This is a genomic window from Pseudomonas sp. ICMP 3272, from assembly GCF_001466905.1.
Lineage (GTDB): Bacteria > Pseudomonadota > Gammaproteobacteria > Pseudomonadales > Pseudomonadaceae > Aquipseudomonas > Aquipseudomonas amygdali.
This window is the reverse complement of record NZ_LKEK01000042.1, coordinates 203,210-217,766: the sequence shown is the minus strand read 5'-3', so window position 1 is coordinate 217,766 and position 14,557 is coordinate 203,210. Positions and strand designations below refer to the sequence as shown.

General features: G+C 58.4%; 12 protein-coding genes. 9 read left to right on the top strand and 3 right to left on the bottom strand.

Annotated elements, in window-relative coordinates; all coding sequences use genetic code 11:
- Positions 1 to 98: 98 nt before the first annotated feature.
- Both AO068_RS09095 and AO068_RS09090 read right to left on the bottom strand, forming a co-directional pair.
- Positions 99 to 1,238, bottom strand: a complete 1,140-nt coding sequence (locus tag AO068_RS09095; protein ID WP_058402223.1) for a pectate lyase family protein — start codon at positions 1,236 to 1,238, stop codon at positions 99 to 101.
- A 337-nt stretch (positions 1,239 to 1,575) separates the two neighbouring features.
- Complete coding sequence (locus tag AO068_RS09090) at positions 1,576 to 2,880, bottom strand: sensor histidine kinase (RefSeq protein ID WP_058402224.1); 1,305 nt, start codon at positions 2,878 to 2,880, stop codon at positions 1,576 to 1,578.
- A 513-nt stretch (positions 2,881 to 3,393) separates the two neighbouring features.
- Here AO068_RS09090 and AO068_RS09085 point away from each other — a divergent pair.
- From AO068_RS09085 to AO068_RS09050, 8 genes are all read left to right on the top strand, one after another.
- A complete protein-coding gene (locus tag AO068_RS09085; RefSeq protein WP_058408193.1) occupies positions 3,394 to 5,001 on the top strand; it encodes a M10 family metallopeptidase in 1,608 nt (535 codons plus the stop codon).
- Positions 5,002 to 5,341: 340 nt separating this feature from the next.
- Complete coding sequence (locus AO068_RS09080) at positions 5,342 to 6,745, top strand: amidase (protein WP_058408192.1); 1,404 nt, start codon at positions 5,342 to 5,344, stop codon at positions 6,743 to 6,745.
- A gap of 80 nt (positions 6,746 to 6,825) precedes the next feature.
- Positions 6,826 to 7,584 (top strand): DeoR/GlpR family DNA-binding transcription regulator, encoded by a 759-nt coding sequence (locus AO068_RS09075; protein ID WP_058402227.1) that lies wholly within the window; start codon positions 6,826 to 6,828, stop codon positions 7,582 to 7,584.
- Complete coding sequence (locus tag AO068_RS09070; RefSeq protein WP_058408191.1) at positions 7,562 to 8,842, top strand: M20 family metallo-hydrolase; 1,281 nt, start codon at positions 7,562 to 7,564, stop codon at positions 8,840 to 8,842. The genes AO068_RS09075 and AO068_RS09070 overlap by 23 nt, the downstream gene beginning before the upstream one ends.
- A 9-nt stretch (positions 8,843 to 8,851) precedes the next feature.
- Entirely contained in the window at positions 8,852 to 9,805 is a 954-nt protein-coding gene (locus AO068_RS09065) for an aminoglycoside phosphotransferase family protein (RefSeq protein WP_058408190.1), read from the top strand.
- Entirely contained in the window at positions 9,802 to 10,737 is a 936-nt protein-coding gene (locus tag AO068_RS09060; protein WP_002553222.1) for a choline kinase family protein, read from the top strand. Before AO068_RS09065 ends, AO068_RS09060 begins: the two co-directional genes overlap by 4 nt.
- A gap of 136 nt (positions 10,738 to 10,873) precedes the next feature.
- Entirely contained in the window at positions 10,874 to 11,134 is a 261-nt protein-coding gene (locus AO068_RS09055) for a hypothetical protein (RefSeq protein ID WP_058408189.1), read from the top strand.
- On the top strand, positions 11,131 to 12,660 hold the full coding sequence (locus AO068_RS09050; RefSeq protein ID WP_058408188.1) for a sodium:solute symporter family protein: 1,530 nt from the start codon (positions 11,131 to 11,133) through the stop codon (positions 12,658 to 12,660). Before AO068_RS09055 ends, AO068_RS09050 begins: the two co-directional genes overlap by 4 nt.
- Here the strand turns inward: AO068_RS09050 and AO068_RS09045 are convergent.
- Positions 12,650 to 13,558 carry a LysR family transcriptional regulator gene (locus tag AO068_RS09045; RefSeq protein ID WP_058408187.1) on the bottom strand — a complete coding sequence of 303 codons (909 nt, stop codon included), beginning with the start codon at positions 13,556 to 13,558 and terminating at the stop codon, positions 12,650 to 12,652. The two genes, AO068_RS09050 and AO068_RS09045, sit on opposite strands and share 11 nt — an antisense overlap.
- A gap of 128 nt (positions 13,559 to 13,686) precedes the next feature.
- On the opposite strand from AO068_RS09045, the gene AO068_RS09040 reads away from it, so the two are divergent.
- Positions 13,687 to 14,550 (top strand): aldo/keto reductase family oxidoreductase, encoded by an 864-nt coding sequence (locus AO068_RS09040; RefSeq protein WP_058408186.1) that lies wholly within the window; start codon positions 13,687 to 13,689, stop codon positions 14,548 to 14,550.
- Positions 14,551 to 14,557 lie beyond the last annotated feature (7 nt).

Sequence of the window (14,557 nt, the reverse complement as noted above, 5' to 3'; positions counted from 1 at the left end):
CTCGATCCTGACGAAAGCAGTTTCATCGCCCGGCGATAACCTGCTCAATAAAAGACCCTCATCGAGAGGGTCTTTTATCGTCCTGTACAACCGGCGTATCAGATTTTGCCAGCGCCGGCCTTGGCCTTGACATCGGCCGCAACCTTGTCAGCCGCCAGAGGGGTGTAGCTGTACGGAGGGGTCCAGCCAATGCTGGTGCTCCAGGAACAGCTGATGACACTGCCGTTTACCAGCGACCCGCTATCACGGTAGACACTGCCGCCATAGTCGGCCGCAACCTTGCTGCAACCACTGATGCCGCTGATATCGAGCACATTGCGCTCAGAGAAGATTTTCGAACCTTTTCCGACGCCCTGAGCATACACAAACGGGTAGACCTTATGGCTGGTACTTCCAGTGTGGTAGTTGTTGTAAAGATGAACCTGACCAAACCGCACGCGCGGCCCGCGAGAGGAAATGTTCTCGAACAACGAGTTGTGAATGGTCACCTTCAGTTTGCCGTCATCGGTTGTTTTACTGTCACTTGAACCGATCAGGTTATTCTTTTCGTGATTCCGGAACACGGAATACGAAATGGTGACATAGTTGGCGCCGTTCTTGACGTCCAGTGCGCCATCATGGTGTTGTTTTGGACGACCATTGGCCGTGCCGTTCTGATCATCAGTGCGACGGCCGTCGGTAAACGTCACATGATCGATCCATACATTACTGGCACCTTCGACCGTCAGACCGTCGTACTCCGAGTTCCAGTTGCCAGCGCTGCCATCTTCCGGGTCCCAGACCGGTTCCGGGTCCCAGGGGTTCTCAATGGTCAGGTTGCGAATGATGACGTCGTTTTCCTTGGCGTAGAAAAACCCTTCCCTTATCTCGGCACTGCTGGAGGTGCCGACAATCGTGGTTTTGCCGGGGATGTCCAGGCGGGCGCGCTGCTTCATGTCAGAGGTTTTGGTGTACGGCTTGCCCTCGCTGACATCAATAACCCCCGTCACCTTTATAATCCGGCCGTTGCTGCCTGCCGACGCAGCCAGCGCGGCTTTCAGCTCGGCGGCGTTTTTTACCGTATAAATGTTATTCGCTGCTGCCCTTGAACCACCCTTGGTGCCACCGTTCTGCGTCGCCCAGCCGGTAGTGGCAACATCGGTGGCGATATCGGCGTGGGCAGACAGGCTGACAGACAATAGCGATACAAGAATGCCGCCCGTCAATGCGAGTGGCGTAAAACCATGAGGCTTCAACATATAATCTATTCCTTGATTAATGTGTGTACAACGTGCAGTCATTGCAACTGCGTGTCCCACAGCAAACATCCTGTTGCCAAGGCAGTAGCGCAAACAGAATGTTTGCTGTCGATTGAATATAGTCCTGAATCGGAAAGCGGCAGTGTTGCATGTGTATTTTTTTGTAAAAGAGAACCAATGCCTTTTATTTTCTATACGCATCTAACATGCAATAAGTACATCGCTATTGTTGCCGTGATGGTGGTGTAATTCATGCGCTGAATGCGTCTTCCGCAGCCCGTTATTCATTTAGTGAATAACAAGGCTGCGTGCGGCGCTCGTTAAGTAGTGGGGGCGCTTAGTTCGTTAAATTGATCGGCCCCAGTATTCTCAGATAGAGATGCACGGTTGTCCCGTTTTCAGGTGCTGTTTCGACGCGTGCGCCTCCGCCTGCGTTCACCGCAAACTCCTGCACCTGAACAAGGCCCAGGCCGGCACCCGGTTCGGAGCGTCTGGTGGTGAAGAAGGGTTCGAATATCTGTTCCTTGAGATCGGCGGCCATGCCAGGGCCATTGTCGGCCACGCTGAGTACCAAATAATCGCCTTCCGGCAATCGTGGATCTTCCTTGACTGACTCCAGTCGGGTGGCGATATGTACCTTGCCAGACCCTGACATTGCATCACGGGCGTTGGCCAGGAGGTTCAATACGGCGGCGTGCAACTGCGCTTCGGCGCACAGGACGCCCCAGCCCTGTGCGCTAAGGTCGAACGACAGTTCCAGATTGTCGCCCGCCGAGCGCAATAGCAGATCACGGGCGGCATCGATCCTTTCGCTGACATCGATGCAGATCAGTTCGGGGCCGTCCTGACGAACGCTGTCGAGTAAACGGGTGACCAGTTGTCGACCATGATCCACAGCCCGCAGGCCGGTGTCACTGAGCGTCTCGACATCGGTCGGGCGGCGTGAGCGCATGCGGACAAGTTGCAGGCTGGCGCTCAGCGCCTGGAGCAGGTTGTTGAAGTCGTGGGCGATACTCGCTGTGAGCATTCCCAGTGACGACACCCGCTGTGACTGGCGCAGGTTGCGTTCCACGGCCAGGCTTTGACTCTGCGCGCTTTCGAGCCCCAAAGCCAATTCTGCGGCATGGTGGTCGCGCTGCTGGGTAAGCAGGCGATATTGCATCAAGGCTGCGGTCTGGCGGGCCAGTGCCAGCAGGGCCAGACGTTGTTGTTCGGTCAGAACACGCGGCCAGATATCGATTATACATACAGTGCCGAGCGCATGGCCCGTATCGGTGCGAATCGGTGCGCCTGCATAAAACCGGATATAAGGAGGGCCCAGCACCAGGGGGCTCTCTTTGAAGCGAGGGTCGGTGGTGGCATCTTCTACGACCAGCACATCGGAAGGTTGCAGGATTGCATGTGCGCAGAAGGCCAGATCGCGATGGGTTTCCTTGACGTCCAGGCCGATGCAGGCCTTGAACCACTGGCGTTCCCGGTCAACCAGCGAGACCAGAGCGATGGGCGCGTCGCACAGCGTGGTAGCGAGCAGCACAATGTCGTCGAAGTCCTGCTCGGGAGCGCTGTCCAGTATCCTGAGATGCTCAAGAGACAGGACTCGTTCTTCTTCGTTGGCAGGAAGTGGCGCAGGGTGGTGGGTCATGGGGCGCACCGCGATCAGATGAGATAAGGTCTTATGATGCCTATGATTTATACGGGGCAGCAAGGTACCCAGCGTATAAATGCGCGCGATCCGGCCGGATGCGTCAGGCTTCGGTTCTGTACCTGTCGCGAACGCTGAACCGTCTAGCGCGTCGACAGCCGTTACACGATAGCTCAACTGCACCCTCTTCGTTGCCGGCCTTGATCGGGTTCTCACGTTTTGCCGTGAATGCTGATTGGCGGCTCGGGCAATGAACCCGGTCAGTCGGAGTCGTGGGTTTAAAGAAGGTTTCATGTAGCGCTATTAGTAGGAGGCGTATAATAACTATAAAAGTATATTCGTAATAAGAAGTCTGCGGGTGTTGGCAATGCGTGTCCGGCATCCGTAAGTAGTTTGCTTGTAACGTATTGTGCCCATAGTGTGCCTGTTATGTAATAAACTGCCTGGCGATTTTTGCGTGGGCAAAGATCGTTGGTTAATCACTAACGTGTGTATTCTTCAGGAGCATTGCTGATGCCCGGCCCAAATGATTCAAGTCCTGCCGAACTTTTGCCCGAAGGGTCTCCCGACGACAGAGTCACCAGCCTGTTGTGGGGGCCGTTCTGGTTAGGCGATTCAACCGGTACTCATCTCACTTACAGCTTTCATACTGCCAACTCCGTCTATGCCACTGACTACAGTCGCTCTCAGGAGCCCAGCGATGCCTATTCACTGACCGATGCCCAGGCAGCGGCGGCAAGAAGTGCGTTGGGTGCCTGGAGTGCAGTGGCAGACATCAAATTTACCGAGGTTCAGGACACCCCGGACAATGTCGGAGACATTCGTTTTGGCGGCTTCAAGAGTCTGCAAAGTACTGAGTACGGCCAGGCTTACGCGCCAGGCACACTGGGCCGGTCCGGTGATGTCTGGATCGGTCCGAAAGTCAACGCGGCCGATCCTGCCAAGGGCACGGATGATTACCTGACGTTCATGCATGAAACGGGTCATGCATTGGGTTTGAAGCATTCGTTTGAAGCCTCGCAATACAACGATGTTCTGCTCGATGCCAAGTTCGAAGATGCCCGTTACACCATCATGAGCTACACCAACAACTACAGTTTCAAACCCACCACGCCGATGCTGCTCGATGTGGCGGCCATGCAGTTTATATACGGTGCCAACACCAGCTATCACAGCGGTAATGACGTCTACAAATGGGCACCCGATCAGTCGGTGTTCGAGACGATTTGGGACGCTGGTGGCAAGGATACGATCGATGCCAGCAATCAGGCATCGTTTGTGAAGATCAACCTCAACGAGGGTGAGTTCAGCACCATCGGCAAGGCGTTCCTTGATTACAACCAGAACCCTGATGCCCCGACGCTGATGAACTCAGGGCTGGCGATTGCCTACGGTGCGCACATTGAAAACGCCATTGGCTCTGCTTTCAATGACACGCTGATCGGCAACAGCCTGGATAACGTGCTTGATGGTCGTGGAGGTCTGGACACCATGATTGGCGGTCTGGGTAACGACACCTACGTTATTGATCAGGCTGGTGAGCTCGCTTTGGTGCAAGAGAAGGCCAATGAGGGCATCGATACACTCAAGATCACCTATGACAATACATCGCCGGTTGCCACAGTGATCGACCTGAATGCCGGCCCACTGGCCAACTTTGAAAACGTCCACCTCAAAGGTGAGGGCGAGTTCACGTTGCTGGGCAATGATCGCAACAATACCCTGACCGGTAACGATGCGAACAATGTGCTGTTCGGCGGCGCGGGCAATGACAAGCTGGTTGGCGGTCTGGGCGCAGACATCATGACCGGCGGCAGCGGCGCTGACCGTTTTGTGTTCAATGACCTTGCAGAAATGGGCAAAGGCCAGGCCAGCGACGTGATTACCGACTTCAACAGCCAGCAGGGCGACAAGCTGAGCTTCCTGAAGATGGATGCCAACGTGGACACCAAAGCCCTTGATGCTTTCAGCTTCATTGGCAGCGGCGAGTTCACCGGCGCGGGCCAGCTGCGTTTCGCCGACCACGTGCTGTCCGGCAACGTCAACGGTGATTTGCATGCAGACTTTGAAATCCAGCTGGTCGGTGTAACCGAGTTCCATGCTCACGATCTGGCGGTTTGATCGCTGACTTGAAATACCGGTTTCAATGACAGGACTGCGCCACGGACAGGCGCCGTTCTATCTGCTTGCCCATCGCCTCCTTCTTTCTTCCTCCTGCCTCTTCCCGCCGTTTTAACTGCGCACCGCAATTGGGCGACGCAGGGTTTTGAGCTTTTTTTGGCACCGTGACGGTGCTGTTACAAAATTTAAAACCACAAATTCAATATATCCAACAAAACCCACTTGACGCGCCAGCCCCTGCTGAATGTAATGCGCCGACAGTCGTCGGCACTGGGCATCGCGCAGAAGTATCTCACTGATGAAAGAGGTATCTACATTGATTGAGCCACAGCCATCGTCCATGCCTGCCGTGATTGAAGCTGCCGCGCTTGTCCGCAAAGGCTGCATGACGCCGATACGCTTGACCGAGTTATGTCTGGCAGCGATTGAAACCCACAATTCCACACTCAATGCGTTTGGTGACGTATACGCCGATGTCGCGCTCGAACAGGCCTGGGCGATGACTGCCGAACTGCAGCGTGGTCAGGTACGAGGTCCGCTGCACGGCATACCCTTTGGCATCAAGGATCTCTTTTCCACAGCGGGACTGCGCACCACGCGTGGCTCGTTGACTGCTCTGGACTCGGTGCCGGTCCAGGATGCGCCGATCATTTGCCGCCTCAAGAATGCTGGTGCGATCATTCTGGGCAAGACAGCGACGACCGAATTCGGCTGGACCGGCGCGAGTACGTCACGGGTGTTCGGCAACGGGCGTAACCCCTGGGACCCGGCACTGACCAGTGGTGGCTCCAGTTCCGGCTCGGCGATTGCGGTGGCGGCGCGCATGGTGCCGGCCGCACTGGGCTCCGATGGTGGCGGCTCGGTGCGCATACCTGGCTCGTTCTGTGGCGCGTTCGCCCTCAAAGGCACCCTGGGACGCATTCCGACCTGGCCCTGGTCGGCCACTGAAATGCTCAGTCATGCCGGGCCGATTACCCGAACCGTGCGTGATAGCGCGTTGCTGTTCGATATCCTGTCGGGGCCGGATCCGCTGGATCACCAGGCGCTGCCAGCCCCTGACGAGTCCTTTCTGGCACGGTGTGACCAACCGTTGAATCCGTTGCGTATCGGCTTCTGCCCGACGCTGTTTGACACACCGGTCGACGCGCAAATCGCCGCAGCGGTTGAAGCTGCTGTGGGTAATATCGCCAGGTCGCTGCCCGTCACGGTCACCACGCTCAAACCAGCCTGGCAGGACCCGCTGGCGACGTTCGAAACCCTGTGGGTTGCCGGGCGCGGTATTGCTTATGGCAAAGCGCTTGCGCAGCAACTGGACCAGCTTGACCCTGGCTTTGCCGATCTGATCAGGCGTTCTGCCCAGTACAGCCTGAGTGATTACTTGCAGGCACTCCAACAGCGCGCTGCGTTTGCCAATCAGGTCCATGCGCTGTTTGAAGATTACGATTTGCTGATCATGCCCACGTTGCCGATTCTGCCGTTTGCTGCCGACGACGTGGCACCGGCCGGTTATGCCGGGCAGGACGGCGCTGTGCCGTGGGCGCGCTGGACGCCATTTACTTACCCTTTCAACATTACCGGCAACCCGGCGGCCAACCTGCCCTGCGGGTGGAGTTCCGGCGGGCTGCCCATTGGTCTGCAAGTGGTCGGGCCACGCTTTGCCGACGCTCAGGTGCTGCAGTTCTGTGCCGCTGTGGAAGCCATCGCGCCATGGGATCAACACTTGCCACCGATGTTGGGGCAGTAGCCATGTCCCTCTTGCTTGCGGATCAACGGCCAACGGGCCCGGACACTGGAGTTCTTACTTTGCAACGGAATGCCACCCCCATGCTCAATCAGCCGCGCCTGGACGAAATCATGCGCCTGCTCGCCCAACAGCAGCGTGTCAAGGCGTCGGACCTTGCACAATTGCTGTTCGTGTCCGAAGAGACCATCCGCCGTGACTTCAAGTATCTGGAAGAAGAGGGCCGATTAAGGCGAATTCACGGTGGCGCGATTCTGCCCAGATCCAGCGAAGAACTGCCTTTGCAGGAGCGCAGCAGGCTCAAGCCCCGCGCCAAGGCGGGTATTGCTGCCCGCGCTGCGCAACTGGTCAGCGAAGGCATGGCGATCTTCCTCGACACCGGTACTTCGACGCTGGCGCTGGCCCAGCAACTGACGCGGTTCAGCCAGCTGAAGATCATCACCAACTCGCTGGACATCGCTCAGTTGATATCGCACCAGAGCGACAATCAGGTGCTGGTTGCGCCCGGCGATGTGCGGCGTACCGACAACGCCTTGATCGGGCCGCATACGCTGGAGTTCGCCCGACAGTTCCATTACGACATCGCCTTCATGGGGATCGGCGGCATTGATCTGGACCTGGGGCTGATGGATTACCAGGAGCCGGAAGCCATGTTGCGCAGAACGCTGGTCAGGCACTGCACGCGCAGTGTTGTGCTGGCTGATGATGGCAAGTTCGGTCATCGCACCTTTATCAATACTCTTCCGTTCGCCGCGATCACCACCCTGGTCACCAATCGCGCGTTATCCGACGAGTTTGTGACACGCCTGGAGAAAGATCATGTCGACACCCTCTATCCCTGAACTGATCGAGCCAGGTGCAACTGATCTGGCGGCATTTGAAGCGCTGTTTCAGCAAAGCTCGGCCATTGGTGCAACACCTGCGGGTGGCTTGCACCGGCTGGCGGCATCGGCTGAAGACGGCCGGGTACGCGATCTGTTTCGGGACTGGCTGAAAGAGCACGGCTTTGAAGTGCGTATCGATGCGATCGGCAACCTGTTCGGCCTCATGACGTTTGATCCCCAGGCGCCTTATCTGCTGTGCGGTTCACATCTGGACAGCCAGCCGAGCGCGGGTCGTTTCGACGGTGTGTACGGCGTGCTTGCCGGTGCCGTGGCGGTGTCCAGCCTGGCGCGGCAACTGCGTGAACGCGGTGAAATACCTGCCTGCAATCTGGCCGTGGTCAACTGGACCAACGAGGAGGGCGCCCGCTTTCAGCCGAGCCTGATCGGCAGCGGTGTATTTACCGGGGCACTGGCCCTGGAAAATGCCTGGGAAAGCCGTGATGGCGATGGCATCCGTTTGAAGGATGCGCTGCAGGCCATAGGTTATCTGGGTAATGATCAGGTTGATTTGAACATTGCCGGGTACGTCGAAATTCATGTCGAGCAAGGCACTGGTCTGGAGAGCAGCCAGACGGCAATCGGCGTAGTCCGGGAAACCTGGGCTGCGTTGAAACGCCGGGTGCGCTTCGATGGCGAGCAGAATCATACCGGCCCTACGCCCATGGCCGCCCGCCGTGACGCATTGCTGGCTGGCGCACACACCATTACGGCGGTGCGCGACGAGGCCGGGCAACATGGCTTGCAGATGCACAGCTCGGTAGGGCGTATCGAGGTGTATCCCAATTCACCCAATGTCGTGCCTTCCCGGGTCTCCCTGCTTATCGAGTACCGCTCCCGCGATGTCGGTCTGCTGAGCGCGGCAGGTGAACGACTGGACGCAACGCTGCACACCATCGCCGACAGGACCATGACCGGGTTTGAGGTGGAAAGTAGCGTACTGCGCCCGCCCGCCAGGCTGCATGACGGTTTTGCGGAACTGGCGCACGCAGTAGGCGGCGAGTTGGGTCTGTCGACCGCCGACAGCATGACGGTCGCTGGCCATGACGCAATCAGCATGAACCGCCATTACCCGGTGTGCCTGCTGTTCATTCCCAGCAGCAATGGCGTCTCCCATAACGAGGCCGAATACACCAGCGATCAGGACATGCGCAACGGTTTGCGCATGCTGACCGGGCTGTTGTATCGGGCTTGCACCTCATCCGCTTCGTTTCGTTGAGGACTGACCATGTCATATGCCGACGACCTGACCACCCGCCTGCGCGGTGCATTGGCAAACTGCGGACTGGATGCGAACGCGCACACTGAGGTCGTTACGCAGGGTGTGGCATCGCCTTCCAGGCTGTCGACCGAGTGGACGGGGTTTCGAGTGGTCGCTGCACAGGGCGCTGTTTACGCCAAGGTGCTGCATGCCGACATGGCGCAACTGATTGATTTCGGACAGGCGGCGCAGGCCAGTGAATGCGCAGGCCGCAGTGGCGCGGCACCGCGCTTGCTTGGCGCAGACGCGGCCTGCAGTGTGCTGATTTTCGAGGACCTGGGTCTGGACTGGCGTGCTGCCCGGCTTGATGACCTGCTCGCGCCGGGCCGTCTTCAGGCGCTGTGGGCGCTCAAGCGGCTGGTGCATGCCGGGCCTGTGCCTGATGTTGTGCGCTCGCCGATGATGGATATCGAGCGCCTTCGCACACTCTGCGATCGTGACAACGTTGCACTGCCGGCAGAACACCAATGGATTGACCGCTGCGTTGACATGGTCTGGCAGGCATTGCAGACCCGCTCTGTGCAGGCGGTGCCGCTGCACGGTGACGGCGTGGCCAGCAATGTCATGGTGTCACGCGATGGCCGGTTGCGCCTGGTGGATTTCGACTACGGCGGCTGCATGGACCCGTGGTACGACGTTGCGATTACCCTCAATGAGCTTTATTCGTTTGAAAGCCAGTGGCGCGAAGGGATCAGCGCATGGGCGGGGCAGTGTCTGGAAGTCGACTATGCCGTCTGCCGCTTGTATGCGCTGATCAACGACTGGTACTGGACATTGTGGGGGCTTTGGGCGGGTACGACGTCCGTGCGGCCACTGGAGTTTTCCAAGGTCGGGCAATGGACGTTGCTGCGTTGTCGGCAGTGTGTTCAGGACCCGCGCCTGGAAGGCTGGATGCGTCAGGTTCAGGAGGGTAGAGCATGAAAACGTTAGGGCAGTCTGTCAGTACCCAGGAACGACAACTTGAAGCTGCGGTGCGCAGTATCGACAGTTGGCAGGGGCGGCGCGTCGGCTACGAGCCGGTCAGCGGCGGCATCTCAAACACCAATTGGCGGGTCGAGGTCGAGGGAGCCGACACGGCGTACTTCTTCAAGGTGCCGGGCGCCGGCACAGAGATGTTCATCGACCGCCACACGGCCCACGAGGCCAGTGTGAAAGCGGCGCAAACCGGCTACGGCGCGCCGGTGTTTGCGTTCCTCGAAGCGTTCGGTGTCGAAGTGTTCGAGTTCATGGAGGGCTGGCGGGCATCGTCCAATCATGACTTCCTGCAGCGCGACATACGCCACGGCGCTCTGCACGGGCTCAAGGCGTTCAACGATCAGCCGTTGCTGAAACAGACCAAGACCGTGTTCGACATGATTGCCGAGCACCAGAGCCAGGTGGCCGAGCTCAAGGGCATCAAGCCTCAGGATGACGACTGGTTGTGCCTGCAATATCAGCGCGCAAAAGCTGCGCTGCAAGCTTCCGGAATTGATCTGGCACCGTGCATGAATGACACGCTGGCAGGCAACTTCATGCTCAACGCGGAGCGTCAGATTCGCCTGGTGGATTTCGAGTACGCCTCCAATAACGATCGCCATTACGAACTGGCGCTGTGGTTCGGCGAGATGTTTTTCAGTGACGAGATGGAGCTGGCGCTCATCGAGGACTACTTCGGTCAGGTCAGCGCGCAAACCGTAGCGCGGATCAAGCTGAACAAGGCGTTGGCAGATATCAAATGGTCAACCTGGGCAATGGTCCAGCACGCCGTGTCGCAACTGGACTTCGACTTCTACAAGTACGGCACCTGGAAGCACATGCGCGCGCGCAGCATCATCAATGATTCGCAATGGGAAACCTGGTTGCGACAGGCATGACCCGTCCTCTCCAGGCATACCTGTAACAAGCACTCCAATAATAAAAAAGTAGCGGGTGACCGCGTGTTCCTTTTCCTGCTTGAGTTTTATCCGATCACTTATCCATAGCCAGATCCTGAAATTCAAGGAGCACTCCATGAGTAACGTTCCGTCTTCTGAAAATCCCGGCCGCCTGAAAAATCTGGTGTTTGCCCTGTACTTCTTCGCGCTGTTGATGATGGCGCTGTTTCCGCCGTTCTACCTCAAGGTCAGTGGCAGCACCGCGCTGGTGCTCGGTGTGCCACTGCCGATCTTCTACTGGATTCTGATCGCCGTGCTCATGGGGCTGGGCCTGTGGATGCTGTACGTGGTCGAGTCTCTGCTGGGTGAAATTCCACAAGAGGGGGACGGGCAATGATCAGCACGACTACGGTTTCGGACCTTTACATCACCTTCGGCCTGATCGGCGTGTTCCTGGCGGGCATGATTGCCGTGTTGTACGGGACCAATCGCAAGAGCGAGAGCTTTTCCGACTACGCGGTGGGCGGTCGTTCCTACGGCCCCTGGTTCATCGCCATGTGCTACACCAACTCGTGGTGGCCGGGTGCAACCTTTACCGCATTCTTTGCCTTGTCTGTCGGTGGCGCGCTGGGCTTTTACGGCATGGTCTACGCCACGCTCGGCGTGACCGCCATGTACCTGATGGCCAATCGTGCCTGGACCTGGGGCAAACGTTTCAACCTGACCACCCAGCCGGATCTGCTGGGCATGCGCTTCAATAGCCCGGTGGTCAAACGCATTGCTTCGATCATTGGCATCATCTCGGTATTTCCCTGGGTGGTGATGGGCATTCAGGCCCTCGCGACGCTTTTTCAGTTCGCCAGCTTTGGCCGTTGGGGCGTGACCACTTGCCTGCTGGTAGGGGTGGTGGTGATCCTGATCCGGCAGTACTGGACGGTGAGCATGGGCATGCGCGGCCTGATCATGACCGACATGTATCAGGGGCTGATTGCCTACGTGCTGTGTGCCGCGCTGTGCATTTTCCTGCTGTTCGGTGCTCAGGCATCGTTCGCCAACCTGTCGCAACTGCCCGCCAGCATGCTGGTGATTCCGGGCGGCGCAGGCAGCACGTATGGGCCGATGTACATGTTCAGCCTGATCTTTACCGGGGTGATCGGCTCGATGTGCTGGCCCATGAGCTTTCAGCGTATCTATACCGCCAGCGGTGTGCGTTCGGTGAAGAAGGGCACACTCCTGACCATCATGCTGGTGGGTGGCTTCTACGGCATTCTGATGCTGTTCGCCGCGGCAATCAGTCAGGACCCCAACGTGGCCGCGCATCCGCAGCATGGCTGGTTCCTGTCACTGTTCGATATCGGCGGGCCGTGGTTGCTGGGGCTGGCAATCATGATTGTCCTGGCGGCCAGCATCGGCCATGTCGACGGCTGCGTTCAGGTGTGCGGTACACAGTTTGCCAATGACCTGGCGACCTGGAGCAAGCCGCGCAGTGATCGCGAGAAGACCGTTCTCGCCAAGGTGGGCATGGTGGTTTTCATCGCGGCGGCGTCTCTGCTGGCGTACCTGACCTTCGATTACGCGCGCCTGCAACTGCTGGCGCAGATTTCCTATCAGGGCATCATCCAGCTGGCCGTGCCGCTGTTCTTCGGGGTCTTCAGCCGTCGTGGCAACAAGCAAGGCGCGATTGCCGGCATGCTGGTGGGCATTGTGATCGCGATTGTGCTGACCACCATCTACCCCGATGACATTCCGGCTCTGGGTTCGTTGACCAGCGGCATCATCGGCCTGATCTTCAATGCGGGCATTTTTGTCGCGTGCGCCATTGCGATCAAGCCGAGTGCGGAGGAGGCCAGACGCGTTGATGAGTTGTTCGCCATGGCAGCACCGGCGCGTCATGGCGTAGGCCCGATTGCGGCTATGGGCTGATGTCGCGGGCATTGATAAAGTCGATGAAGGCCCTGAGTGGCGAGGGCAGGTAGCGGCGTCCTGGATAGTACAGATACGGCCCGGTGAAGCGCTGCCACCAGGGCTCAAGTATCGGTTCCAGTGCGCCGCTGTCCAGATGAGGCCGTAACCAGTCCTCGAACAGGTGGACAACACCCAGCCCGTCGATGGCGGCCTGCACTGTCAGATCAAAGGCTCCGCCTATTCTGACGGTCAACGGGCCTGCCGGGTCGACCTTGACGGTTTCACCATCGCGTTCGTATTCCCACAGCGGTATTACCCCGCTGGGGAATTTGCCTCGCAGACAGGCGTGCTCCAGCAAGTCTTTCGGGTGCACAGGACGTCCTCTGGCGTTCAGGTACGCGGGTGACGCGGCTGTGGCAAAGCGCTGAAACCTCGGGCCGATGGGGACGGCAATCATGTCCTGCTCCAGACGCTCATCGTAGCGGATGCCCGCATCACAGCCGGCGGCGAGCATATCGACAAAGCTTTCCTCGGTGACCACCTCCAGGCGAATGTCGGGGTAGGTTTGCAGGAATGGCGTGATGATCGACGGCAGCACCAGCCTGGCGGCGCTGACGGGGACGTTCAATCTCAACGTTCCTGACGGGCGATCACGAAAATCGTTGACCACATCCAGGGCCGACTCCACCGCGCCAAGCGCGGGCAAGATGCGCTCCATCAGTTTGGCGCCAGCCTCGGTCGGGGCAACGCTGCGGGTGGTGCGGTTGAGTAGCCTCACCCCAAGCCGCGCCTCCATGCGGCGTATGGCGTCGCTCAGGCTGGAGGCGGATTTGCCGCTGGTCCGCGCTGCCTCGCGAAACCCTCCGGCATTGACCACTGCGACGAATGCCAGCAGGTCCTGAATATCGGTAGTCATTCTTCCTTCCCCATAATGTCCTGTTCAGTGTTCTGTGAGCCGTACAGGTTGTGCCGATTACACCTGATTATCAGCGCAGTGCTCAATGCCTATAGTGAGATACACATATCGGGATCAAGGGGCACACAATGAGTCATGCAAGCAAGGCGGGTACATTTCTGTTGGGCAGCCATCGCGTCAATCGCATGGGCTATGGGGCGATGCAACTGGCAGGGCCTGGCGTGTTCGGCCCTGCGAAAGACCCCCAGGCAGCCGTTGCGGTATTGCGTGAAGCCGTCGCGCTGGGGGTTAACCATATCGATACGGCAGACTTCTACGGCCCGCATGTCACCAATAAGCTGATTCGTGAGGCACTGCATCCTTATGCAAAGGACCTGTTGATCGTCACCAAGGTTGGCGCGGTACGTGGCCCGGATGCTTCATGGAATCCTGCGTTCAGCCCGGCGCAATTGACCGGGGCGGTGCATGACAATCTGAACAACCTCGGCCTCGATGTGCTTGATGTCGTCAACTTTCGGGCATGGGGAGACCAGCACTCGCCGGCAGAAGGATCCATCGAAGAACCCTTGACCGTGCTGGCCGACTTGCAGCGCCAGGGTTTGATCCGGCACCTTGGGGTGAGTAACGTCACTGCAAGACAAGTCAGACAGGCGCAGGAAATCGCTGACATTGTTTGCGTACAGAATCATTACAACCTTTCCCACCGCACTGACGAAGCGCTGATTGCAGAGCTGGGCGAGCAGGGCATTGCTTATGTACCGTTCTTCCCGATGGGCGGATTTTCACCCCTGCAATCGCAAACCCTGACCCGAGTGGCTGGTCGCCTGAATGCTTCGCCACTGTGTGTCGCCCTGGCGTGGTTGCTGCAGCGCGCAGCGAATATTCTGCTGATTCCCGGTACGTCCTCGCTGGCTCATTTGCGCGAAAACCTTAATGCCAGTGAACTGGTCATCGCGCCTGAGCTGCTTGCCGAGCTTGATAGCGTGGCGTAGCGCACTG

Bases quoted from the DNA above. Each gene is read 5' to 3' on its own strand.
- AO068_RS09090 (WP_058402224.1), bottom strand. From the start codon at position 2,880: ATGACCCACCACCCTGCGCCACTTCCTGCCAACGAAGAAGAACGAGTC.
- AO068_RS09040 (WP_058408186.1), top strand. From the start codon at position 13,687: ATGAGTCATGCAAGCAAGGCGGGTACATTTCTGTTGGGCAGCCATCGC.
- AO068_RS09085 (WP_058408193.1), top strand. From the start codon at position 3,394: ATGCCCGGCCCAAATGATTCAAGTCCTGCCGAACTTTTGCCCGAAGGG.
- AO068_RS09055 (WP_058408189.1), top strand. From the start codon at position 10,874: ATGAGTAACGTTCCGTCTTCTGAAAATCCCGGCCGCCTGAAAAATCTG.
- AO068_RS09045 (WP_058408187.1), bottom strand. From the start codon at position 13,558: ATGACTACCGATATTCAGGACCTGCTGGCATTCGTCGCAGTGGTCAAT.
- AO068_RS09065 (WP_058408190.1), top strand. From the start codon at position 8,852: ATGTCATATGCCGACGACCTGACCACCCGCCTGCGCGGTGCATTGGCA.
- AO068_RS09095 (WP_058402223.1), bottom strand. From the start codon at position 1,238: ATGTTGAAGCCTCATGGTTTTACGCCACTCGCATTGACGGGCGGCATT.
- AO068_RS09070 (WP_058408191.1), top strand. From the start codon at position 7,562: ATGTCGACACCCTCTATCCCTGAACTGATCGAGCCAGGTGCAACTGAT.
- AO068_RS09050 (WP_058408188.1), top strand. From the start codon at position 11,131: ATGATCAGCACGACTACGGTTTCGGACCTTTACATCACCTTCGGCCTG.
- AO068_RS09060 (WP_002553222.1), top strand. From the start codon at position 9,802: ATGAAAACGTTAGGGCAGTCTGTCAGTACCCAGGAACGACAACTTGAA.
- AO068_RS09075 (WP_058402227.1), top strand. From the start codon at position 6,826: ATGCTCAATCAGCCGCGCCTGGACGAAATCATGCGCCTGCTCGCCCAA.
- AO068_RS09080 (WP_058408192.1), top strand. From the start codon at position 5,342: ATGCCTGCCGTGATTGAAGCTGCCGCGCTTGTCCGCAAAGGCTGCATG.